Annotated in this window: 21 protein-coding genes; 5 read left to right on the top strand and 16 right to left on the bottom strand. The window is 70.3% G+C overall.

Annotated elements, in window-relative coordinates:
- Nucleotides 1-115 precede the first annotated feature (115 nt).
- From RBJ65_RS19685 to RBJ65_RS19645, 9 genes are read right to left on the bottom strand one after another with little or no spacing between them, the layout of a single operon-like run.
- Nucleotides 116-1,114, bottom strand: coding sequence for a beta-ketoacyl-ACP synthase III (locus tag RBJ65_RS19685; protein WP_306317510.1), 999 nt, complete (start codon nucleotides 1,112-1,114; stop codon nucleotides 116-118).
- Nucleotides 1,111-2,163, bottom strand: coding sequence for an acyl-CoA desaturase (locus tag RBJ65_RS19680; RefSeq protein WP_306317509.1), 1,053 nt, complete (start codon nucleotides 2,161-2,163; stop codon nucleotides 1,111-1,113). The genes RBJ65_RS19685 and RBJ65_RS19680 overlap by 4 nt, the downstream gene beginning before the upstream one ends.
- Entirely contained in the window at nucleotides 2,160-3,119 is a 960-nt protein-coding gene (locus RBJ65_RS19675) for a VlmB-like protein (protein ID WP_306317508.1), read from the bottom strand. The genes RBJ65_RS19680 and RBJ65_RS19675 overlap by 4 nt, the downstream gene beginning before the upstream one ends.
- Nucleotide 3,120: 1 nt before the next feature.
- Complete coding sequence (locus tag RBJ65_RS19670) at nucleotides 3,121-3,669, bottom strand: flavin reductase family protein (RefSeq protein ID WP_306317507.1); 549 nt, start codon at nucleotides 3,667-3,669, stop codon at nucleotides 3,121-3,123.
- Nucleotides 3,666-4,172, bottom strand: coding sequence for a hypothetical protein (locus tag RBJ65_RS19665; protein WP_306317506.1), 507 nt, complete (start codon nucleotides 4,170-4,172; stop codon nucleotides 3,666-3,668). The genes RBJ65_RS19670 and RBJ65_RS19665 overlap by 4 nt, the downstream gene beginning before the upstream one ends.
- Nucleotides 4,173-4,192: 20 nt before the next feature.
- Entirely contained in the window at nucleotides 4,193-4,672 is a 480-nt protein-coding gene (locus tag RBJ65_RS19660; protein ID WP_306317505.1) for a type II toxin-antitoxin system RatA family toxin, read from the bottom strand.
- The gene (locus RBJ65_RS19655) at nucleotides 4,665-5,987 is read right to left on the bottom strand and encodes an aspartate aminotransferase family protein (RefSeq protein WP_306317504.1); all 1,323 of its coding nucleotides are present in this window, start codon (nucleotides 5,985-5,987) and stop codon (nucleotides 4,665-4,667) included. The genes RBJ65_RS19660 and RBJ65_RS19655 overlap by 8 nt, the downstream gene beginning before the upstream one ends.
- Nucleotides 5,988-6,002: 15 nt before the next feature.
- A complete protein-coding gene (locus RBJ65_RS19650) occupies nucleotides 6,003-7,139 on the bottom strand; it encodes an acyl-CoA dehydrogenase family protein (RefSeq protein ID WP_306317503.1) in 1,137 nt (378 codons plus the stop codon).
- Between the two features lie 16 nt (nucleotides 7,140-7,155).
- Complete coding sequence (locus RBJ65_RS19645; RefSeq protein WP_306317501.1) at nucleotides 7,156-8,793, bottom strand: aldehyde dehydrogenase; 1,638 nt, start codon at nucleotides 8,791-8,793, stop codon at nucleotides 7,156-7,158.
- A 198-nt stretch (nucleotides 8,794-8,991) separates the two neighbouring features.
- Here RBJ65_RS19645 and RBJ65_RS19640 point away from each other — a divergent pair, with 198 nt between their 5' ends.
- Nucleotides 8,992-9,975 (top strand): bifunctional lysylphosphatidylglycerol flippase/synthetase MprF, encoded by a 984-nt coding sequence (locus RBJ65_RS19640; RefSeq protein WP_306317500.1) that lies wholly within the window; start codon nucleotides 8,992-8,994, stop codon nucleotides 9,973-9,975.
- Between the two features lie 25 nt (nucleotides 9,976-10,000).
- On the opposite strand, the gene RBJ65_RS19635 is transcribed toward RBJ65_RS19640, so the two are convergent.
- The gene (locus tag RBJ65_RS19635; protein WP_306317498.1) at nucleotides 10,001-10,762 is read right to left on the bottom strand and encodes an AfsR/SARP family transcriptional regulator; all 762 of its coding nucleotides are present in this window, start codon (nucleotides 10,760-10,762) and stop codon (nucleotides 10,001-10,003) included.
- A 187-nt stretch (nucleotides 10,763-10,949) separates the two neighbouring features.
- Between RBJ65_RS19635 and RBJ65_RS19630 the strand changes: the two genes are divergently transcribed.
- Nucleotides 10,950-11,384: a helix-turn-helix domain-containing protein gene (locus RBJ65_RS19630; RefSeq protein WP_306317497.1), complete on the top strand. Its 435-nt coding sequence runs from the start codon at nucleotides 10,950-10,952 to the stop codon at nucleotides 11,382-11,384.
- 59 nt (nucleotides 11,385-11,443) lie between these two features.
- Here the strand turns inward: RBJ65_RS19630 and RBJ65_RS19625 are convergent, their stop codons facing one another.
- Both RBJ65_RS19625 and RBJ65_RS19620 read right to left on the bottom strand, forming a co-directional pair.
- Complete coding sequence (locus RBJ65_RS19625; RefSeq protein ID WP_306317496.1) at nucleotides 11,444-12,316, bottom strand: acyl-CoA thioesterase II; 873 nt, start codon at nucleotides 12,314-12,316, stop codon at nucleotides 11,444-11,446.
- Between the two features lie 125 nt (nucleotides 12,317-12,441).
- Nucleotides 12,442-14,955 (bottom strand): DEAD/DEAH box helicase, encoded by a 2,514-nt coding sequence (locus RBJ65_RS19620; protein ID WP_306317495.1) that lies wholly within the window; start codon nucleotides 14,953-14,955, stop codon nucleotides 12,442-12,444.
- Nucleotides 14,956-15,148: 193 nt separating this feature from the next.
- Between RBJ65_RS19620 and RBJ65_RS19615 the strand changes: the two genes are divergently transcribed.
- Nucleotides 15,149-15,943, top strand: a complete 795-nt coding sequence (locus RBJ65_RS19615) for a metal-dependent hydrolase (protein ID WP_306317494.1) — start codon at nucleotides 15,149-15,151, stop codon at nucleotides 15,941-15,943.
- Between the two features lie 4 nt (nucleotides 15,944-15,947).
- Here the strand turns inward: RBJ65_RS19615 and RBJ65_RS19610 are convergent, their stop codons facing one another.
- Both RBJ65_RS19610 and RBJ65_RS19605 read right to left on the bottom strand, forming a co-directional pair.
- On the bottom strand, nucleotides 15,948-16,628 hold the full coding sequence (locus RBJ65_RS19610) for a hypothetical protein (protein ID WP_306317493.1): 681 nt from the start codon (nucleotides 16,626-16,628) through the stop codon (nucleotides 15,948-15,950).
- On the bottom strand, nucleotides 16,609-17,202 hold the full coding sequence (locus RBJ65_RS19605) for an RNA polymerase sigma factor (protein WP_306317492.1): 594 nt from the start codon (nucleotides 17,200-17,202) through the stop codon (nucleotides 16,609-16,611). The genes RBJ65_RS19610 and RBJ65_RS19605 overlap by 20 nt, the downstream gene beginning before the upstream one ends.
- A 97-nt stretch (nucleotides 17,203-17,299) precedes the next feature.
- Here RBJ65_RS19605 and RBJ65_RS19600 point away from each other — a divergent pair, with 97 nt between their 5' ends.
- Nucleotides 17,300-17,803 (top strand): hypothetical protein, encoded by a 504-nt coding sequence (locus RBJ65_RS19600; RefSeq protein ID WP_306317491.1) that lies wholly within the window; start codon nucleotides 17,300-17,302, stop codon nucleotides 17,801-17,803.
- A gap of 348 nt (nucleotides 17,804-18,151) precedes the next feature.
- On the opposite strand, the gene RBJ65_RS19595 is transcribed toward RBJ65_RS19600, so the two are convergent.
- The gene (locus tag RBJ65_RS19595) at nucleotides 18,152-19,951 is read right to left on the bottom strand and encodes an ABC transporter ATP-binding protein (protein WP_306317490.1); all 1,800 of its coding nucleotides are present in this window, start codon (nucleotides 19,949-19,951) and stop codon (nucleotides 18,152-18,154) included.
- Nucleotides 19,948-21,831 carry an ABC transporter ATP-binding protein gene (locus RBJ65_RS19590; protein ID WP_306317489.1) on the bottom strand — a complete coding sequence of 628 codons (1,884 nt, stop codon included), beginning with the start codon at nucleotides 21,829-21,831 and terminating at the stop codon, nucleotides 19,948-19,950. The genes RBJ65_RS19595 and RBJ65_RS19590 overlap by 4 nt, the downstream gene beginning before the upstream one ends.
- Before the next feature lie 190 nt (nucleotides 21,832-22,021).
- Here RBJ65_RS19590 and RBJ65_RS19585 point away from each other — a divergent pair, with 190 nt between their 5' ends.
- Nucleotides 22,022-22,777, top strand: coding sequence for a L,D-transpeptidase family protein (locus RBJ65_RS19585; RefSeq protein ID WP_306317488.1), 756 nt, complete (start codon nucleotides 22,022-22,024; stop codon nucleotides 22,775-22,777).
- Nucleotides 22,778-22,811: the final 34 nt, after the last annotated feature.

Genomic DNA, 22,811 nt, shown 5'->3' with positions numbered 1-22,811 from the left:
TCTCCTTGGTGTGTCGATGACTTGATACGTATCGGTGTATTGACGTGTCTTGGCGTGTACGTGTGTCTTGGTGTGTCGACGTGTGTCGACGTGTGTCTTGGTGTGTCGACGTGTGTCAGCCCGGCACCAGGTCCGGCCAGGTCAGCGCGCACGAGCCCCACGTGAGGCCGCCGCCGAACGCGGTGAGCAGCACCCGGTGGCCCGCGCGGAGCGTGCCGTCGTCGATCGCGTCGACGAGCGCGAGCGGTATGGAGGCCGCCGCCGTGTTGCCGACGCGGTCCACGTGCACCGCGCAGCGCTCCCGAGGCAGCCGCATCTGGTCCGCGACGGCGTGCATGATGCGCAGGTTCGCCTGATGGGCCACCAGGAGATCGACGGTCGCCGCGCTCCAGCCCCTGGCCTCCGCGACCCGGAGCGCGGAGGCGGCCATCCGCTCCACGGCGTTGCGGAAGACGGCCCTGCCCTGCATCCGGAAGTACGGGTCCGGCCCCGCCGGGTCGAGGGAGCCGCCCGACGGAACCGTGATCAGGTCGCTGCCCGCACCGTCGCTCGCCAGGTCCAACTCGCCCAGCGCACCCGGCTCTTCGGGCCTGCCCGCGGTCAGTACGACACCGCCAGCCCCGTCCCCGAACACGGCCCGGGTCGAGCGGTCCCTGGGGTCCAGGATGCTGGAGAAGGTGTCGGCCCCCAGGACGAGGACGCTGTCGGCCGTGCCTCCGGCGATGAGCCCGGCGCCGACCGCGAGCGAGTACAGGAACCCGGTGCACACGGCGCCCACGTCGAACGCGGCCACCGTGCCGAGGCCGAGGCGCGAGGCGACCAGTGGCGCGGTCGCAGGGCACGGCCGGTCGGGCGTGGTGGTGGCGACGACGACACAGTCGACCGAGTCCGTCCCGGCGGACTTCAGCGCCCTGCCACCGGCCTCCACCGCGAGGTCCGACGTGGCCATGCCCGGGTCGGCGATGTGCCGCCGGGCGATCCCGGTCCGGCTGCGGATCCACGCGTCGGAGGTGTCCAGTTCCGTGGCCAGGTCGTCGTTGGTGACGACCCGGGGCGGCACCCAGGAGCCGATGCCCCGGATCACGGCGGCCCGGTTCACGGCGGCCCGGTTCACCGGGCGACCTGCGCCGCGACGGCGTCGCGCCCCTCAAGGTCACGCACTTCCGCGCTGACCTCGCCCAAATAGCCGGCCACATCGACGTACGACCTCAGCAGCCGCACCTCCGCGTACGGCAGCCCGTGACTCAGGCAGTAGTCCTTGATCAGGGGCTGGGCGCGGTGCAGGTTGCGGCGTGGCATGGACGGGAAGAGGTGGTGCTCGATCTGGTAGTTGAGCCCTCCGTAGAAGAAGTGCGTGACCCGGCTGGGGAGCAGATTGCGCGAGGTGACCACCTGGCGGGTGATCCAGTCCAGCTCCTCCTTCGCCCCGTCCCGCACGGGCAGCCCCTTGTGGTTCGGCGCGAAGAGCAACCCCATGTAGAAGCCGAACAGCGCCTGATGGATCACGAGGAACGCGACGGCTTTGCCCGGCGGCAGCACCCAGAACACGGCGGCGAAGTAGGCCACCAAGTGCAGGCTGAGCAGCGTGAGGTCGGCCGCCTTGTAGCGCCTGAGCGCTCCCTTGCGGGCCGCCACGTACCCGGAGAGGTGCAGCCGCAGCCCCTCCATCATGATCAGTACGTAGAACATCCACGCCTGGTGGCGCACGACGAAGCGGCCCGCGCGGCTGGTGCGCTTGGCGCGGTCCTTGCTCGCGAAGATGACCTGACGGCGCGTGATGTCCGGGTCGAGGGACAGGTGGTTGGGGTAGTTGTGGTGCCGGGTGTGGTGCCCGACCCACCAGCCGAAACTGACACCCGTCAGCAGATTCCCGTGGACGTAGCCGATGACGTCGCTCGCCTTGCGGGTGCGGAATATCTGGCGGTGTCCCGCGTCGTGCCCCAGCAGATCGGTCTGCGCGAAGCAGAACGCGAGGAGAACCGCGGTCGCCAACTGCCACCAGCTGTCGCCGAGCCACGCGAAGAGCGTCCACGCGGCGCCGAGGAGCAGCAGATTGAACGTGATCTTGTAGACGTAGTAGGCCAGTTGGCGGTCCATCAGGCCCGCGTCCTTGACCAGGCGCGTGACCTCCTCGTAGTCGGCCCTCGCCGCGAGGTGTGTCATATCGCTTCCTCCAGACCCATGTAGGCCAGCCGGGAGCGCCGCATGCGCTCCGCCCACTCCTGGCCGGTCGCGATCCGTTCCTCGATCGCGGTGTCGGCGAGCCTGCGGCCCGGCCATGCCTCGTAGTCACCCAGCAGCTCGCCGTGCGCCTCGATGCCCTGCTGGAAGAGCTTCTCCCGGTGCAGCACCATGTCCTCGACGGGCAGCCGCGCCCACAACTCCCGGCCTTCACACAGCAGTTCAAGGACTCGCGGCTTGTCCTCCGGGTGCCTGAGCAGGTGCTCGCGGACGATGGAACTGCCCACGGTCAGATGCCGGATCTCGTCGATGCCGGCCCCGCGCTCGATGTCCGCCGCGGCCGGATCGAAGACCCGCCACTTGCGCTCGCTCAGCTCGGCCGCCGGTGCGAGCACCCCCTCGACGAGCACCGTCAGGACCAGTACGCCGCCGATGAAGTCGCCGCGATCGCGCAGGGCGCGCAGGCCGAACTCCTCAAGGGGTACGAGGATCGCGTCCCGGTCGGCCGCCGCGAGCCGGTCGATCGTCTGCCACAACTCACCCTGCGTAACGCCCAGTTGAAGCAAATGACTGCGGAACACCATCGCGTGCCGCGCCTCGTCGAGGAGCTGCGTGGAGTAGAACTCCAGGCACGCGTTGTCGGGGGCGAGCGCCACGAGATACGCGATGGCCCGCGTCGCCTTCTCCTCCGCGACGGAGCGGAACGCCAACTCCTGGGTGAGCGCGCTGTTGAGGGGGCCGGGCGCGCTCGTCACCGGGTGGGGACGGACTTCGGCCGCGTGACCGAGCACATTGCCCCGTAGCGTGCCCTGGGGCACCGCGCCCAGCCAGTACCTCAAGTCACAGGATTCCGCGGTCAGTTCGAGTTCGACGGCGCCGTCCACGAGCGACGGGGCGCGCTGCCAGTCGGCCTCCGCCGGGATGCGCGCGACAGCCATGTCAGTCCCTTTCCGGTGAGGTGGGGGCGGGCAGCCGATGGAGCTCGCCCGCGAAGTTGAGGAGTGGCGAGCCACCACCCCGTACGACCTGATCGACCCTGGCCAGCAACAGGTCGTGATCGCCCACCGGCACCGTGCGCTGCACACTGCACATCAGCCAGCTGAAGGCGCCGCGCAGCACGGGAACGCCGTCCCGTGTGCGCCCCGCCCAGGCGCCGTCGGCCAGCTGGTGGACGCCCGCCGCCCGCCGCCGGTGCGCGAAGTGCCGGGCCAGCGGCTCCTGTCGGGAGCCGAGGACGTTGACGACGAAGGTGGGGGCGCCGCGCAGGTGGCGCAGGGCGCGGCTGGTGCGGCGCAGTGCCACCGACACCATGGGTGGGTCGAGGGAGGCGAGGGCGAGCGTGCTGACCGTGACACCGGTGACATCCGCCTCGCCGCCGCAGGTCAGCACCACGACGCCGGTGACGAGCCGGTCCGCGGCGGCGGACGGTTCGACCCTCGGCGTGGCCGGCCAGGCCCCGAGTATCTCGTCGGCGGTCGCGCTGGTCACAGCGATCCCGTCCGAACGGAGTGCGCGGACCGGGGCCCCCGCACGACGGCGGTGGCGGCCCCGAACTCGCCCCGGAAACGCCGGTACGCGGGGTGTGTCTCCGGTTCGAAGCTGACGGCGAAGGGCTTGAGGAAGTTCCCGAAGATCGCGCGGTCGCCGAAGAGGTGGATGGGCAGCGCCAGCAGCGCCCACTCGAAGCCCCACAGCGAAATCCACACCAGCGCGAGCAGGCCCTGCGTCACCAGACTGTGCATGACGTTGTAGAGGACGTAGTAGACCTTCGGGATCTCCGTGCCGGTCGCCTGACCCGCCGCCTTGTCCCTGCTGTGCGCACGGTGGTACCGGAACGCGCCCGGGAGATAGCCGATCACGTCGATGTAGGCGAACAGCACCAGGGCGGGAATCCAGCGCACCTCGTCGAGGTGCGCGAAGAACAGCACCACCGACCCCAACAGCCCGAGCCCGTACTCCGCGCGCACCAGCCACGCGGTCGTGCCGGTCATGAAAAGGTTCTTGGTGTCCATCAGCGGGACACCGCCAGCGCGTCCGCGACCGCCTCGTCGTCGATCACCGCGGCGCCGCCGAACAGGCTGTCCACGATGCGGGCGATGGTCTCCTTGAAGACCCTGACCGCGACCGGGTCGAGGATTCCGGCGAGGCTCGGAATGCCGAAGTCGAACTCGGCGTCGAAGTCCACCCGGCAGCCGCTTCCCAACCGCGAGACGCGCCACGACCCGGTGAACGACTCGAAGTCGCCGTCGAGTTGGGAGAAGACGATGCTCAACTCGTCCCGGTCGAAGCGGTCCTCCTCCGTCCAGCTGAGGATGCCGTTGCGGAAGTACACCTCCCAGTCGCTGGTCTCCTCCTCGGCGCTGACCTCATGGACCGTCACCGCCCGTACGACGGGGACGAGTTCGGGGTAGGCGGCGAAGCGGCGAACCCGGTCGAAGACCGCGCCCGGGTCGGTTTCCCGCACGGCGAGAGCCACATGAACGCTACGCATCAGCTGAGTCACTTTCGGAAGTCGGAACGTATCGGGCCGCCTGGGCCCGGCAGGCGTTGTCGAAGGCCTCGCACAGGAAGTCCACTTCGGCAGGGGCGAGGATCGCGGGCGGCGTCAGGCGCAGTACCAGGTGCGAGTTGAGCGAGTGATTGGCGATGACACCCCGCGAGACCAGCTCGATCAGCAGATCGCCCGGGATGCCCGGCTCCCGGAACTCGAACCCGAGGAGCAGCCCGCGCCCGCGTACGTCACGGACCGTGTCGCCGAAGTGTGTCCGGGCGATGTCCCCCAGGGCGGAGAGGAGTTGGTCGCCGAGTTTCCGGGAGCGTTCGACCAGGCCCTCCTCCTTGATGGCCGCGATCGAGCCGCGCGCCGCGGCCATCGCGATCGGTACGCCGGAGAAGGTCGACGTGTGCAGATAGGGGTCCCGGTCGAAGACCGAGAACGCGCGCGGTGTCGCCACCACCGCCGACACCGGGATGACACCCCCGCTGAGGACCTTGCCCACGAGCAGCGCGTCCGGCGAGACACCCTCCCGGTCCGCCCCGAACCACGTGCCGAGGCGGCCGAGGCCGGTCTGCACCTCGTCCAGGACGAAGAACGCGCCGTGCCGGGCACAGGCATCCCGCACCGCGCGCAGATAGCCGTCCGGCGGCACAACGACACCGGCCTCGCCCTGCACGGGTTCGACGACGACGCAGCCCCGCCCCGGAATCGTGGCGAGCAGCGTGTCGAGCGCCTCCGCGTCCCCGAACGGCACGTGGTGCACACCGGGCAGCAGCGGCTGGAACGGGTCCTGGAACACCGCCTTGCCGGTGAGGCTGAGCGCGCCCATCGTCTTGCCGTGATAGCCGTCGACCGTGGCCACCAGGTGGTCCTTGCCCTGGGTGCGCGCCATCTTGATGACGGTCTCGACGGCCTCCGCGCCCGAGCCCGCGAAGTGCACCCGCTCAAGGCCGGCCGGAGCCACCTCGACCAGCGCGTCCGCCGCGAGGGCCGCCTGCGGTTCGAGGAGGATGCGTGTGGCCACGGGATTGCGGTGCAGTTGCTCCTCCACCATCCGGATGACTGTGGGATGCCGGGCGCCGTGCAACAGGACGCCGTACCCACCGCAGTTGAGGAGGCGTGCACCCTCGCTGGTGATCACCCAGGCGCCCTGCGACTCGACCTCGACGTGCCCGCCGAACATCTCGCCCAGGACCGCCCGGCCCTTGTTGAGGCGGGTCCGGTACAGGGTCCCGAGCGTGCCCCGGTCGTACGCCTGCCTGTCGCGCCCCGTCGTGGGCAGCGCGGGAGGCACCGACACCGTGTTCATCGTCGTCCTCACTCCTCACGTGATCCGCAGCGGTCGGCCCGCGACATGTTCGAGGAAGGGGCCGACGAAACTGGCGCGGGAAGGCGGGTGGAAGGAGAGGCCGTGGGAGGCGGCGGCCAGGTAGGCGACGTCCGACGACTCGATGAACGCCATGCCGCCGAGCGCCTCCACGGCCATCCGTACGGATTCGCCGAGCGCGTCCTGACAGCCGTACCGCGCCAACAGGGCTTTGCCGAGCGCCGAGTTGCCCGTCTCGCCGTCCATGATCATGCGGGCCGTGCCTTCGAGCAGCAGCATGGCCGACTCCAGCTTCGCGACGAGCCGCGCCCGGTCGGAGTCACTGCCGCGCCCCCGGTCGAGGACCCGCTCGGCCAGCGCGCTGACGATCCCCACGTACGACGCGGAGATCAGCAGCTCGAACCAGATGAAGCCGACCGTCTGCAGCTCGTCGAGCTCGCCCGCGTCGCCCAACTCGGTGCGCATGACCTGCTGTTCGTCGACGAACACATCGGTGAGCCGCACCTCGTCGCTCTCCGCGCCGGCCAGCGCCGGGCTCGACCAGAACGGCCGCACGGTGATGCCGTCGGCGGCCTTCGGTACGAGCAGCACCGCCATGTCACTGCCGCCGTCCGCGCGCGGCAGCGCCACGCTCGCCGTGAGCAGGTCCATCGACCGGGACAGGCTGCACGGCTTCTTCGCGCCGTTGATGAGGTAACCGCCGTCGGCGGCCCGCGCGGACATCGTGGGCGCGAGGATCCCGCGCCCCGGAGTGCCCTCCGCGAATCCCGAGGCCACCAGGAGGTTCTGCTCGCTGATGCCTTCGAGCAGGGCCCACTCCACGCCGCTGCTCTGCAGGCTGTCGGCGAGGGTGAACAGCGTCGCCACCGAGAAGTGGTGCATGGTCGTCGCGACGGCGAGCGAAGGGGCGGACGCCGCGAGCGCGCGGGTCACTTCGAGTGCCTGGAGGGGGCCGGCTCCTGAGCCCGCGTACATCTTGGGGATGACGAGGCCGGGGCCGCCGTGGGAGCGGAACAGATCGATGGCCGGGCTGCCGGGACGCTCCAGTTCGGCCAGTGGAGTCCCGGCCAGTTCGCCGAGGAGTCCGGGCAGGAATGCCTCACAGGTCGTACGTGCCGTGTCGAGAGAGTGCATGGGAGTTCGCGACCCCTCATCCAGAGTGGGAATCGTGGGAATGGACCGACGTGGGTGCGGAACGGGAACCGTTCCCGCGGATCGCGCTCCACCCTCCGAACACCGCGTCCCGAGGCCTGGAACCGGGGCTGATGCTGACGCCCTGGAGGTGACTCGTGCGCAGGATCGGATAGTTGGCCTCGCCGAAGACGCCGCCGGTCAGGCCGGTGCCGCCATGGGTGGGCAGATAGGGGAGGAAGCCGATGTGCGAGTCGTTGATCTTCAGCAGCCCGCCGGTGCGGATCCGGTCGAGGAAGGTGTCGACGACCTCGGGCGACGTCGCCCACACCGAATTGCGCAGCCCGTACTCGTTGCTGTTCATGTACGCGACGATGCGTTCGAGGAGTACGTCGTCGGGCGCGGGCTCCGCGACCACGAGCGGCAGCAGCGGGAAGAACGTCTCGTGGCGCACGGCGTCGACCTCGCGCGCACCCTCTAGGCCGCGCAGCACCACGACGGTCGGCTCCAGGAAGATCCCGGTGGCGTCCCGGACCTCGTCGACCTGCATGGCGTGGCCGCCGCAGGCCAGTTCGGCGCCCTTGTCCAGGGCGTCGCGCAGGCAGCTGAAGAACTTCTCGTTGCGCAGCACCGGCGTGAGCAGCACGTCTTCCTCGTCGGGGCGGCCGGGCCTGATGTGGCCGATCTGGCGGGTGAGTTCGGCGACGAGGGCGTCGGCGACCTCGGGGTGCACCACCACCTGATTGGGGATCATGCACAGCTGGCCCGAGCCGTAGAAGCTCTCCGTCAGCGCCTCGGCCGCCAGGCCCAGGTCGGCGTCCTTCCAGACCACGACGACGTCGTTGCCCGCGAGTTCGAGGATCGGCTTCTTCCCGGCCGCGATGCACCGCTCCTGGAAGCGGACGCCGTTCTCGCTGCTGCCGAAGTACATGATGTCGTTCACGTGCGGGCTCTCGACCCACGCCGAGAGCATCGGAGCGGGGTCCCCGCACACCACGTTCAGCGTGCCGGGAGGCGCCCCGACCTCCTCAAGTACGGGCCGCACCACCTCGTGCAGGATGTACATGGCGCCGAGCGGGGCGCTGCGCGGGGCGCGTACGACGAGGGCGTTGCCCGCCATGATGGAGGTGACGCCCAACAGGGCGCTGGACAGCGGCGCGTTGTGCGGCGGGTTCAGGCACACCACGCCGTCCGGCAGCCGGCGGACCTGGACGCGGCGCTCGCCCTGCCGGAACTCCTGGCGCATCTGCGAGCGGTAGAACCCCACGGACTCGGGGCCGAAGCACTCCAGCATGCCCGAGACCTGCCAGCGGGCCAGGGCCAGCGGGTGCCCCTCGGACACCAGGACCCGGGTGATCTCCTCGGCCTGCTCGGACAGCCTGCGGCGGAGCAGCTCGCCGACGTCGTCGAGGCGCGTTTCGAGCGGGAAGGCCGCCCATGCCGGTGCCGCGACGGCCGCGGCCTCCAATGCCGCCTCTACGGTGGGCCGGTCGGCCTTGGCGGCCCGGCCGACGATGCTCGGCGGCAGCGAATCCGGTGTGACGCGCCCCTGGTCCAGCTTCCGCTTGAGTGACAGGCTCGCGAACGCGTCGTCCAGTAATGCCGCGGAATCCACGACGTACACCCAGTTGTCGCTTTCGTGGTCCTTCCCGCCCACGTAGGAGGAATAGGACCTGAAGGGTGTCCGGTTTTTCAGGGCTGGACTTCCCACGCTCACTCCTTTGTCGCCCGGCGCGTTCTCGGTGGCTTTTTCCTAGGTCTCCCAGACCCTGACAGCGGATCCTGAAAACGCGCTGACAGGCCGCTGAAACGGCCCTGTCAGGAGCGTTGTCGAACGAATCGCTACGTTGCCCCCATGAAGCGGTCCGAGGCACGGGTCAGGCCGGCCATCGAGAAGTACGCGGACAACCCGAGCGCCTTTTTGGCCCTGAACAGCGGCAATGAAGCCTTCTGCGCTCCGGGCGGGGACGGTGTCGTCGTCTACCGCAGGGCCGGGCGATACCTCGTCCAGTTCGGGGGAGTGTTCGCCCCGAAGGAACAACGAGCCGAGCTGCTGCGCGAGTTCAAGGGATTCGCGGCGAAGGAGCGGCGGCGCATCACCGCGATACAGCTCCAGACCACGGACGTGGAGCTGTACGAAGCCGAAGGGTTTGTGGTGAATCAGGTCGGCGCCTCGTACGCCGTCCGGCTGCCCGAGTTCTCATTGCGCGGCTCGAAATTCGTCAAGCTGCGCAACAAGATTGCGCGCGCGCGGCGCAGCGGCCTCGACGTGCGCGAGGTGGAGTTCGGCGAGTACGCGGAACAACTGGGCCGGATCGACGAGAACTGGCTGAGTTCAAAGGGCAGGCACGTCAAGGAGATCGAATTCCTGGTGGGCCAACTCGGCGGCGCCGCACAGGAATACCGCAGGCTCTTCGTCGGGTTCCTGGACGGCGAGCCGATCGCCTACATCTCGTACTCGCCCTCCTACGGTTCGAGCCCGGGGTGGCTGCACGACCTGAGCCGGCGGATCGCGGAAACGCCGCCCGGCGTCATGGAGGCGCTCAACTCCACCGCAATGGACGTCTTCCGGGCGGAGGGCGCCGACTGGCTGCATTTCGGATTCACCCCGTTCACGGGATTGGACCCCGGGCACGAGCCGCCCCGGCACAGTCCGCTCACGGCGAAGTTCATGCGGCTGCTCGCCGCGCACGGCGAGTCGGTGTACCCGGCCCGCAGCCAGCTCGCCTACAAGCAGAAATGGGCCCCCGACCTGACGCTTCCGGAATACATCGGCTTCGCCGGAAGCGTGCGCCCCGGGGCCATCTGGCAGCTGCTCAGGGTGACGAACTCGATATGACCGTGACGGCGCGGACGTGGCCCCTTCACCGGCCCACCGAGAGCGACTGGCTCAGAATCCTCTGGAACTTCGACTGCAGCCGTTCACTCGGTTCGAGACCCAGATCGTGGGCCAGCAGATGACGTGTCCGCTGATAGGCGTCGAGCGCCTCCGCCTGCCGGCCCGAGAGGTACAGCGCGGTCATGAATTGCTCGCAGAACCGTTCCCGCAACGGATGCCGCATAGAGAGCTGTTCGATCTCCGGGACGATGCTCTGGTATTCCCCCAGCGCGAGGCGCGCGTCGATCAGCCGCTCATGGGCGATCAGCCGCGTTTCCTCAAGGCCCGCGTAGGCGGTCCGGCAGATCATTCCGTGACCCGCGTCGAGAAGCGCGGGTCCGCGCCACAGCGTGAGCGCCAGGGTGAGCCGGTCGGCCACCTGCCGCGGCGCGTGACCGCCCCGCTCCGTCGAGGAGACGTACCTCTCGAACCGCAGCGCGTCGACGTCCTCCGCGCCGATATGCAGAACGTAGCCGGAAGAACTGGTCTCCACGATCTCCCGCACATTCGGCTTTCCGGAACCCTCGGCGAGCAGCCGGCGCAGTCGGGCGATATGGCTCTGCAGCGAGTTCGCGGCGTTCCGCGGCGGACGCTCCCCCCACAGTTCATCGATGAGGTCGTTCGAGGAAACGGATTTTCCCGGCGAGAGGGCAAGAGTGGCGATGATGGCGCGAAGTTTCTCGCCGGCCAGCACCACCGGGATTCCGTCCTCTGTTATCTCCATGGCGCCCAATAAGTTCACCAGCATTTTCGTTCCCTTGGCGCCTCATGGGTCACACCCGGCCGTGCGGTCAAGCAGACTTTTTGTGCCTTCACGTCTCTCCCCCGATTCGCATAACTTCTGCCGAGCCTAGGGGCGGCGCGATGTGGCGGTCAATAAACAGTTCAACAAAACGGGTTCGATGTCGCAATAAATTGCAACGGGAGGTCTGGAAATGGCCAAGAACAACATGGAATGGATCTGGGGGCCCGACGCGCCCGCGGACCGGCCCGAGGGCGGGCCGGTGATGACCGAACTCGCCCGGCGGCTACGCCATATCCGCAAATATCACCCCGAGGGCCCTTTCACCCTCTCCGACCTTGCCGAACGCACAGGAGTCTCGAAGCGCACCCTGGTCGCCGCCGAGTCGGCGGAAGGGACGAATCTGACCATCGAGACCCTGGTGAAGGTCACCCGCGGCCTGGGCATCGCGCGATCGGCGTACCTCCTGGACGAGGAGGTGTTCCGGCAAGTGAATGCCGAACTACGAAAGTGGGGTGACCTGTTGAGGCAGCAGCGCGACGCGGAGTCCCTTGTGAGCCTCGCCGGCCTGCTGAGCGGGATCCTCACCTCGACGGCCGCCCACGGACCCGGGGCGCGCCGGAGGTAAAGGTTGGCCGGAATGCTCCGCGTCCGTGCCGCCGCCAAGACCCGCCCCGGGCCGCGCCTTCAGCCCTCCAGCTTGCGGAAAAGCCCTTCCTGGACCACCGAGACCAGCAGCCGCCCCTCGATGTCGTAGATGCGCCCACGGGCCAACCCTCGCCCACCCGTGGCGATCGGCGACTCCTGGTCGTACAGGAACCACTCGTCGGCACGGAACGGGCGGTGGAACCACATGGCGTGGTCGAGCGAGGCCATGTCGAAGCCGCGCGGACCCCACAGCGGTTCGATCGGCAGCCGCACCGCGTCGAGCAGCGTCATGTCGCTCGCGTAGGTCAGCGCGCACGTGTGCACGAGCGGATCGTCGCCGAGCGGACCCACGGCCCGCATCCACACGGCGCTGCGCGGCTCGGCCGACTCGATGTCCTCCGGGGACCAGCGCAGCCGGTCGACGTAGCGGATGTCGAAGGGCTGCCTGCGCGCCATCCGCTCCAACGCGTCGGGCAGCGCGCCCAGATGACCCCGCACCTCGTCGGCGATCGTCGGCAGCGACTCCGGGTCCGGGACGATGCGGGCCGGCGGCAACTGGTGCTCGAAGGCGCCCTCTTCGGGCTTGTGGAAGGAGGCGGTGAGGTTGAAGATCGTGCGGCCCTGCTGCACCGCCGTGACGCGGCGCGTGGTGAACGAGCGGCCGTCCCGCATCCGCTCCACCTGGTACACGATCGGCACGCCGGGACGCCCCGGGCGAATGAAGTACGCGTGCAGCGAGTGCACGGGGCGGTCGCCCTCGGTGGTGCGGCCGGCCGCCACCAGCGCCTGTCCCGCGACCTGCCCGCCGAAGACGCGCTGGAGGGACTCGTCCGGGCTGAGTCCGCGGAAGATGTTGACCTCGATCTGCTCCAGGTCGAGCAGGTCGACGAGCTTCTCCGCAGGATTCGTCATGGGGGGATCTCTCTCGTATGGGCGGCCGGACGGCTCCGGCGCGGGGCGGGGCCGTCCGGTCCCGGATGGTGGGGGAGCGGCCGGAATCTACCGTCCGGCCGCCCTCGGATCTACAACCCTCGGATCTACAACTGGCCGACGTCCGTGACCCGGATGACGGCACGGCCCTCGGCGTCCGAGGCCGCGAGGTCGACCTCGGCGCCGATGCCCCAGTCGTGGTCGCCGTTCGGGTCCTGGAAGGTCTGGCGCACCTTCCACAGGCCGTGCTCCGGATCCTCCTCGATCATGAGCAGCTTGGGCCCGCGCGCGTCCGGTCCCGTGCCCAGGTCCTCGTACTCGTCCCAGTACTTGTCCATCGCGTCGCCCCAGGCGTCCGCGTCCCAGCCCGCTTCGCCGTCCATCTCGCCCAGCTCCTCGACGTTGTCGAGCGCGGCGAGTTCGACGCGGCGGAACATGGCGTTGCGGACGAGGACCCGGAACGCGCGCGCGTTCGCCGTGACCGGCTTGACCTGGTCGGCCTTCTCCTGGGCCTCCTCCGCGGTCATCTCCGCCGGGTTGGCGAGCTGCTCCCACTCGTCGAGGAGGCTGGAGTCGACCTGGCGCACCATCTCGCCCAGCCAGGCGATCAGGTCCTCCAGATCCTCCGACTTCAGGTCGTCGGGCACCGTGTGGTCGAGCGTCTTGTACGCGCTCGCCAGGTAGCGCAGGACGATGCCCTCGGTGCGGGCCAGCTCGTAGTGCGACACGAACTCCGTGAAGGACATGGCCCGTTCGTACATGTCACGGATCACGGACTTCGGCGACAGCGGATGGTCGCCGACCCACGGGTGGCTCTGCCGGTACGTGTCGTACGCGTGGAACAGCAGCTCCTCCAGCGGCTTCGGGTAGTCGATGTTCTCAAGGCGCTCCATGCGCTCGTCGTACTCGACCCCGTCGGCCTTCATCTGGCCGACCGCCTCGCCGCGCGCCTTGTTCCGCTGGGCGTGCAGGATCTGCCGCGGGTCGTCGAGCGTGGACTCCACGACCGACACCATGTCGAGGGCGTACGAGGGGGACTCCTGGTCGAGCAGGTCGAACGCGGCGAGCGCGAACGTCGACAGCGGCTGGTTCAGCGCGAAGTCCTGCTGCAGGTCGACGGTGAGGCGCACGATGCGGCCGGAGGCGTCCGGCTCGTCCAGCTTCTCGACGATGCCGCCGTCGAGCAGCGAGCGGTAGATCGCGATGGCCCGCCGGATGTGCCGCAGCTGCGCCTTGCGCGGCTCGTGGTTGTCCTCCAGGAGGTGCCGCATCGCCTCGAAGGCGTTGCCCGGACGGGCGATGACCGACAACAGCATCGTGTGCGTCACCCGGAAGCGGGAGGTGAGCGGCTCGGGGTCGGAGGCGATCAGCTTCTCGAAGGTGCTCTCCGTCCACGCGACGAAGCCCTCCGGAGCCTTCTTACGGACGACCTTGCGGCGCTTCTTCGCGTCGTCGCCGGCCTTCGCGAGCGCCTTCTCGTTCTCGATGACGTGCTCGGGCGCCTGCGCCACGACGAGCCCCGCGGTGTCGAAACCGGCACGCCCCGCGCGGCCCGCGATCTGGTGGAACTCGCGGGCCCGCAGCGTGCGCACGCGCGTGCCGTCGTACTTCGTGAGGGCGGTGAACAGCACCGTACGGATCGGGACGTTGACGCCGACGCCGAGGGTGTCGGTGCCGCAGATGACCTTCAACAGGCCCGCCTGGGCGAGCTTTTCCACGAGGCGGCGGTACTTCGGCAGCATCCCGGCGTGGTGCACACCGATGCCGTGCCGAACGTAACGGGACAGATTGCGGCCGAACTTGGTGGTGAACCGGAAATTGCCGATCAGGTCGGCGATCTGGTCCTTCTCCGCGCGCGTGCACATGTTGATGCTCATCAGCGCCTGCGCCCGCTCGACGGCCTGCGCCTGCGTGAAGTGCACGATGTAGACGGGCGCCTGCTTCGTTTCGAGCAGCTCCGTCAGCGTCTCCGTCAGCGGCGTCAGCCGGTACTCGTACGAGAGCGGGACGGGCCGCGTCGCGGACCGGACCACCGACGTGGTGCGGCCGGTGCGGCGCGTCAGGTCCTTCTCGAACATGGAGACGTCGCCGAGCGTCGCCGACATCAGGATGAACTGCGCCTGCGGCAGTTCCAGCAGCGGAATCTGCCAGGCCCAGCCGCGGTCCCCCTCCGCGTAGAAGTGGAACTCGTCCATCACGACCTGGCCGATGTCGGCCTGCGCGCCGTCCCGCAGCGCGATCGACGCGAGGACCTCGGCGGTGCAGCAGATGACGGGCGCGTCCGCGTTCACGGACGCGTCGCCGGTCAGCATGCCGACGTTCTCCGTACCGAACAGCTTGCACAGCTCGAAGAACTTTTCGGAGACGAGCGCCTTGATGGGCGCCGTATAGAAGGTGACCTCGTCCCGCGCGAGCGCGGCGAAGTGCGCGCCCGCGGCGATCATGCTCTTGCCGGACCCGGTGGGCGTCGAAACGATCACGTTCGCGCCCGAAACCGCCTCGATCAGCGCCTCCTCCTGGTGGGGATAGAGGGTGAGCCCACGCTCCTCGGCCCACGACTCGAAGGCGTCGTAGAGGGTGTCCGGGTCGGCGGTCTGCGGGAGCTGATCGATAAGGGTCACGCCACCATCTTGCCTGCCTTCTGGCTTGTTCCGGCAATCGGATGCCCGTACGAAGATCACGACGGCTACGCTGGGTCGCCGACGGGGAGTCCGGGCGCGCGCGGCCCTTCGGGGGCAACTCGGCGCAGGCACAAGGAACATGTCGGTACATCGCGCGCGACCGGCAGGGCAGAAACAGGGGCGGAAAACAGCCATGATGGGACCGGCACACTCGCTGTCAGGAGCGGCGGCCTGGCTGGGGGTGGGAGCGGCGACGACGGCGGCCGGCTATCCGATGCCGTGGCCGGTCCTCCTCGTCGGGGCGCTGATCTGCGCGGGCGCCGCGCTCGCCCCCGACCTCGACCACAAGTCGGCGACCATCTCGGGAGCCTTCGGACCGATCTCCCGGGGGCTCTGCGAGATCGTCGACAAACTCTCGTACGCCGTCTACAAGTCGACCCGCAAGCAGGGCGACCCCCGGCGCTCCGGCGGCCACCGCACGCTCACCCACACGTGGGTGTGGGCGGTCCTCATCGGCGCCGGCACCTCGGTCGCGGCCATCACCGGTGGCCGCTGGACCGTCCTCGGGATCCTCTTCGTGCACATGGTGCTCGCCATCGAGGGCCTGCTGTGGCGCGCGGCGCGCGGACACAGCAGCGACCTCCTGGTGTGGCTGCTCGCGGCGACCAGCGCGTGGATCCTCGCGGGCATCCTGGACCAGCCCGGCAACGGCTCCGACTGGCTGTTCACCGACCCCGGCCAGGAGTACCTGTGGCTGGGCCTGCCGATCATCCTCGGCGCCCTGGTGCACGACATCGGGGACGCGCTCACCGTCTCGGGCTGCCCGATCCTGTGGCCCATCCCGATCGGCCGCAAGCGCTGGTACCCGATCGGGCCGCCGAAGCCGATGCGGTTCCGGGCCGGGAGCTGGGTCGAGCTGAAGGTGCTGATGCCGGCGTTCATGGTGGCGGGCGGCGTGGGGTGCGCGGCGGCGCTCAACTTCATCTGACCGGTTACGCATGATCGAGGTCGGCGGACGACCAGACCCGGCCGCCGTCGTCCACCAGGTCGACGCGGGCGATCGAGCCCGCCGACCCCTGGGCGATCCAGGTGGCCCGGCCGGACGACGGCAGCCACCAGTGGCCCGCGTCGCGGACGGAGCCGTCCTTCAGGAGGAGCCGGCACCTGTAGTAGCCGCCGGGGCCGCCCTCCGCGATCTGCATGACCACCACGCGCCGGTCACCGACGCGGCTGGGCTCCACCGTGCCCACCGTCGTACCGGACCGGGTGACGAGCTCCGCCCCGTGCTCGCTCGCGGTGACCGCGGGCGGATCCTCCTGGCCGGGCCGACCGAGGACCGTGGCGCCGACGCCTCCCGCACAGACGCCGGCGAGCACGGCCGCCACGACGAACAGGGCCGGCCGCGGCGCGCGGCGCCGCGTCGGCCGGTGCACGTCGAGGCGTTCCAGGACCCGCGCGTCGAACCCGGCGGGGGCGGCGAGCGCGGGCGCCGCGGGCAGCACGCTGTCGACGGCCGCGGCCAAGTCGTCGTACATGGAGCGGCAGTTGGGGCAACCGGAAAGGTGGCGCAGCAACTCGTCCTGCCCGCCGGGGAGCGTGCCGAGCGCGAGGGCGACCAGCTCGTCCTCATCGGGGTGGCGTGCCGTCGCCTCGTCACCCGGGTGGCGTGCCATCGCGGCTCTCCTCCTTCGACGCCTCACGCAGCCTCCGCAGGCCGGTCCTGATACGGGTCTTGGCGGTGCCGAGCGGGATGCCCTCGTGCCGGCCCACCTCCTGCGCCGTGCACCCGCCGAGCACCGCGAGCGCGACCGCGCGGGCCTGCTCGACCGGCAGCGCCCGCAGCCGCCGCACGGCGCGGTCGCTTTCGAACGAGACCAGGGCGAGGCGTTCCGGGCTCTCGCACTGCAGGGTCACGTCGAGCAGCCGCTCCAGCGTCTCGGCGAGCACCGGCACGGGTTTGCGGGCGCGCACCGCGTCGATGGCGGCGTTGCGCGCGATCGTCAGCAGCCAGGTGAGGGCCGAGGCGCGCCGTGCGTCGTAGCTGCCCGCGGCCCGCCAGGCCCGGACGAACACCTCCTGGCTCACGTCCTCGGCGAGCCCGGAGTCACGGGTGACCGACAGGGCGAGGCCGTACACCGCGTCCTGGAAGCGGCGTACGAAGGCGACGGCCGCCTGCTCGTCGCCCAGGGCGAAACCGGCGACGAGCGAGGCGTCGTCGGCCCGGTCGGCCCGCGAGAAGAGCTCCACGCCCTCTTATACGTACGAGAGGGGGCGAACGGATTGGCCGCGCAATCCATCGGTCTCCCGGGGCCGTACAACCCCCACGAGAAGGGACGGGACGACCATGAAGAATGCCAGGATCGCGATGGCGGGGTGCGCCCTCGTGGCGGCCTTCGGGCTGGCCGGCTGCGGCAGCTCGGGTGGTGGCGGCACCACGAGCAAGGACTCCTCCACCACGAGCAAGGACTCCTCCACCCTGAGCACACGCGACTCGTCACTGGGCAGGATCCTCGTCGACGGCAAGGGGCGCACGCTCTACCTGTTCACCAGCGACGGCAAGAACAGCAACTCCATGAAGTGCGACGCGAAGTGCGTCAAGGAATGGCCGCACATGAAGGGCAAGCCGAAGGCGGGCGCGGGAGCCGAGGCGAACCTCATCGCCACGACGAAGGGGAGCGGCACGCCACAGGCGACGTACGCCGGACACCCCCTCTACTACTACGCCGACGACGAGAAGGCGGGCGACGTCAAGGGCCAGGGCATCGACCAGATCTGGTACGTCCTCGACTCCCACGGCAACGCGATCAAGAAGCCCGCGCCCGGGAACGGCGGCGACTCCGGCTACTGAGGCGGGGGAAAATAAGCCCCTGCGGCGCTTGAGCAGCAGGGTCGGGGGCGGTGCAAATCAGGCCTCTGCGGCGCTTGAGCAGCGGGGGCGGGGGCGGCGCAAATCAAGCCCCTGCGGCGCTTGAGCAGCAGGGTCGGGGGCGGTGCAAATCAGGCCTCTGCGGCGCTTGAGCAGCGGGGGCGGGGGCGGCGCAAATCAAGCCCCTGCGGCGATTGAGCAGCGGGGGCCGGGGACGGCGCAAATCAAGCCCCTGCGGCGATTGAGCAGCGGGGCCCGGGGCAGAGCCCCGCGACCCCCACCCCGGTGCGGGCCGCGCCCTGACCCGGTCCGGCCAGCGCCAGCGCCACGTCACCCGTGCCACGACCGCCAAAGCGCCGCGTACGCCCCACCGGCCGCCACCAACTCGTCGTGGCTGCCGAGTTCACGGATCCGGCCGTCCTCGACCACGGCGATCACGTCCGCGTCGTGCGCGGTGTGCAGCCGGTGCGCGATGGCCACGACCGTGCGCCCGTCGAGGACCCGGCCCAGGGACCGCTCCAGGTTGCGGGCCGCACGCGGATCGAGCAGCGAGGTCGCCTCGTCGAGGACCAGCGTGTGCGGGTCCGCGAGGACAAGCCGGGCCAGCGCGATCTGCTGCGCCTGCGCCGGGGTGAGCGCCGTGCCGCCCGAGCCGACCTCCGTGTCGAGACCGCCCGCGAGGCCGCGGGCCCACTCGTCGGCGTCGACCGCGCCGAGCGCGGCCCACAGCTCCGCGTCCTCGGCGCCGGTCCTGGCGAGCCGCAGGTTGTCGCGCAGCGAGCCCACGAAGACGTGGTGCTCCTGGTTGACCAGCGCCACGTGCGAGCGCACCCGCTCGGCCCGCATCCGGGACAGCTCCGCGCCGCCCAGCGTGACCTGCCCGGTGCGCGGCGCGTAGATCCCGGCGAGCAGCCGCCCGAGCGTCGACTTGCCCGCGCCCGAGGGGCCGACCAGCGCGAGCCGCGTGCCGGGCGCGACCTCAAGGGACACCTTGCGCAGTACGTCGACGCCCTCGCGGTAACCGAAGTTGACGGTGTCCGCCTGGACGTCCCGGCCGTCGGGCCGCACGGAGGCGTCGCCCGCGTCCGGCTCGATGTCCCGCACGCCGACGAGCCGCGCCAAGGACACCTGGGCGACCTGAAGCTCGTCGTACCAGCGCAGGATCATGCCGAGCGGGTCCACCATCATCTGCGCGATGAGCGCGCCCGTGGTCAGCTGACCGACGCCGATCCAGCCCTGGAGGACGAAGACCCCGCCGATCACAAGCACCGAAAGCAGCACGAGGACGTGCACGGTGTTGATCACCGGGAAGAGCACGGTGCGCAGATACAGCGTGTACCGCTCCCAGGCCGTCCACTCCTTGACGCGCCGCTCCGACAGCGCGACACGGCGCTCGCCGAGCCGGTGCGCCTCGACCGTGCGCCCGGCGTCCACGGTCTCGGCGAGCGCCGCGGCGACCGCCGCGTACCCGGCGGCCTCCGAACGGTACGCCGACGGCGCCCGCTTGAAGTACCAGCGGCAGCCGAGCACAAGCACCGGCACCGCGACGAGCAGCGCGGGTGCCAGCGGCGGCGCGGTCACCGCGAGCCCGCCGACGAGCAGCGCCACCCACACGACACCGATGGAGAGTTGGGGCACGGCCTCGCGCATCGCGTTCGCGAGCCGGTCGATGTCCGTGGTGATCCGGGACAGCAGGTCACCCGTGCCGGCCCGTTCGAGCACACCCGGCGGCAGGCCCACGGACCGTACGAGGAAGTCCTCCCGCAGATCCGCCAGCATCCGCTCGCCGAGCATCGCCCCGCGCAGCCGCACCTGCCGGACGAACACGGCCTGCACCACCAGCGCGAGCGTGAACAGGCCGATGGTGCGGGCCAGTTGGGGCCCTTCGAGCGAGGCGACGCCGCCCGGGTCGTCGGAGACGTCCTGGACCAGCCCGCCGAGCAGGTACGGTCCCGCCATCGACGCGACGACGGCGACCGTGTTCACGCCGATGAGCAGCAGGAACTCGCGCCGGTGGCGCCGATACAGCTCGCGCACGTAGGCGCGCACCGTGGCCGGGGCGCCGATGGGCAGGGTGTGCGCCGTGGTGGGGGCCGCCGGGTCGTAGGCCGGGGGCGCTAGCCCGATCATGCCGTCTCCTCGATGTCGATCTCGATATCGGTGCGGGTGGCGGCGCCGGTACTGGTACTGGTACTGGTACTGGTGCCGGTGGAGGTGCCGGTTCCGGTTCCGGGGGAGGCCTGCTCCTCCTCGGTCTCCCGCGTGACGACCGCCCGGTACCGGGGCTCGGTACGCACCAGTTCGCGGTGCTCGCCGACCGCCGCGACCTCGCCCTCGTGCACGAACACCACGCGGTCGGCGCGGTCGAGGACCAGCGGCGACGAGGTCAGCACCACGGTCGTACGACCGCGCCGCAGCGCGCGTACGCCCTGGGCGATGCGGGCCTCGGTGTGCGAGTCGACGGCGGACGTCGGCTCGTCGAGCACCAGCGTTCCGGGGTCGGTGACGAGCGAGCGGGCCAGGGCGAGGCGCTGGCGCTGGCCGCCGGAGAGGGACCGGCCGCGTTCGGTGATGCGCGCGGTCATCGGGTCCTCGTCGAGGGCGGCCTGGGTGAGGGCGTCGAGCACGTCGGAGCACTGCGCCGCGGCCAGCGCCTCCGCCGGCTCGACACCTCCGGAAGCGGGTACGTCGAGGAGTTCGGCGAGCGTGCCGGAGAGCAGCACCGGGTCCTTGTCCTGGACGAGCACGGCCGTACGCGCGACGTCCAGCGGCAACTCGTCGAGCGGCACGCCACCGAGCAGCACGGACGGCGCGGCCTCCGCCTCTTCGGCCGCTTCGTCGTCGGCGCCCGACGCGGGGTGCCCGCCGAGCCGGTCGGCCAGGCGCCCCGCCAGGTCCGGGTCGCCGCACACCACGGCGGTGAGCCGGCCCTCGGGGGCCAGCAGCCCGGTCGCCGGGTCGTACAGGTCACCGGCCGGCGCCTTCGCCTCGCGCAGCCCGCCGTCCGGTTCGGTGACCCGCTCCAGCGACAGCACACGGGACGCGCGCTGGGCCGACGGCCGGGAGAACGAGTACGCCATCGCGATCTCCTCGAAGTGGCGCAGCGGGTAGTTGAGCAGCATCACGCCGCTGTAGACGGTGACCAGTTCGCCGACCGTGATCCGGCCCTCGCGCGCGAGATGAATCCCGTACCAGACGATCACGATCACCAGCAGGCCGGGCAGGAGCACCTGGATCGCGGAGATCAGCGACCACATGCGCGCGCTGCGTACGGCGGCCCTGCGCACCTCCTGCGAGGCGCGCCGGTAGCGGTCGAGGAACAGTTCCTCGCCGCCGATGCCGCGCAGCACGCGCAGGCCCGCGACGGTGTCCGCGGCGAGTTCGGTGGCGTGCCCCGCCTTGTCCCGCTGGTGGTCCGCGCGCTGGGTGGCGCGGGGGAGCAGCGGGAGCACCGCGAGGGCCAGGACCGGCATGCCGATCGCGACGACGACGCCGAGCGCGGGCTGGTAGATCAGGAGCCCGACGCAGGCGATGACGACGGTCAGCGCGGCGGCGGCGAAGCGCGAGAGCGCCTCGACGAACCAGCCGATCTTCTCCACGTCACCGGTCGACACCGCGACGACCTCGCCCGCGGCGACCCGCCGGGTGAGCGCGGCGCCGAGCGCGGCGGTCTTGCGGGCGAGGAGCTGCTGGACGCGGGCGGCGGCGGTGATCCAGTTCGTGACCGCCGTGCGGTGCAGCATCGTGTCACCGAGGGCGACGCCGACGCCGAGCAGCAGGATCAGCCCGCCCGCCTTGGCGAGATCGGTTCCCGAGCGGTCGACGACGGCCTGCACGGCGTAGCCGACGCCGTACGCGAGGGCGGCCACGGAGGTGAAGTGGATCAGGCCCCAGACAAGGGACTTGGCCTGCCCACCGAGCTGGTTCCTGCCGAGCCAGAGCAGGAACCGGGGTCCCGAGCGTGCGTCCGGCACGCCCGGGTCTTGATACGGAAGGTCGGAGATTCGCATGACGTCCCAGGGCTCGAAGCGAGGTGGATCGAAGAAGCGGACTCAAGGGCAGCAAACCGTGAAAGGTTCGCGTCTTTTGTCGAGCCGGGGCAAACGGTTTTATGGCGCCAGGCAAAGATTCGGCCCGGATCGGTCGTGGTGATCGAAGTCGATCCGCCGGTTCGCGACCGGTGGTGCGACCATGGAACGCATGCGGAGTGCGGGTGCGATCAGGGCAGGCGTCGCGATGGCGGCGTGCGGAGTCCTGCTGACGACGGTGGCCGCGTGCGGCGCCGACGGCGGCGGCAGCGGCAAGAAGGCCACGGCGGGGGCGGACTCCTCGGCCGGAGAGTCAGGCGGCGCGGAGGCGCGCGCCGCGGACCTCAAGCGCATCCCCGACGTGGGTGACCGCTACCAGAAGCAGATCCCGGCCGACGCCCAGCAGGTCGTCGCCGTGTACGGCGACGGGAAGAACGCCACGGGCTCGACCATCGCGCTCTACACCAAGTCCGGCGACACCTGGAAGAAGCAGCGCGACTGGTCCGGGCACAACGGCAAGAAGGGCTGGACGACCGACCACCACGAGGGCGACAACCGCAGCCCCGTGGGCGTGTTCACGCTCAGCGACGCCGGTGGTGTGCTGGCCGACCCCGGAGCGAAGCTGCCGTACACGCAGTCGGCCTCGATCCAGGCCCCGCACTACTGGGCGAAGTCGCACTGGCACGACTTCGACTACGTCATCGCCATCGACTACAACCGCGCCAAGGGCGTCCCGCCCAACGACCCGACCCGCCCGCAGGGCCAGTCCAAGGGCGGGAGCATCTGGCTGCACATGGACCACGGCAGCGGCACCTCGGGCTGCGTGAGCCAGTCGAAGGCGGACATGGAGTACCTGCTCAAGACGCTCGACCCGAAGAAGCACCCCGTGGTCGTGATGGGCGACAAGGCCGAGCTCAAGTCGGCCTGAGCCCGCCCCCGCCCTGCCCTACCGCCGTCCTAGG

Origin of the sequence: Streptomyces sp. KL109B (genome assembly GCF_030766935.1) — a bacterium.
Lineage (GTDB): Bacteria > Actinomycetota > Actinomycetes > Streptomycetales > Streptomycetaceae > Streptomyces.
The sequence above is the reverse complement of the archived record's forward strand: the minus strand, read 5'-3'. Positions and strand labels throughout refer to the sequence as shown.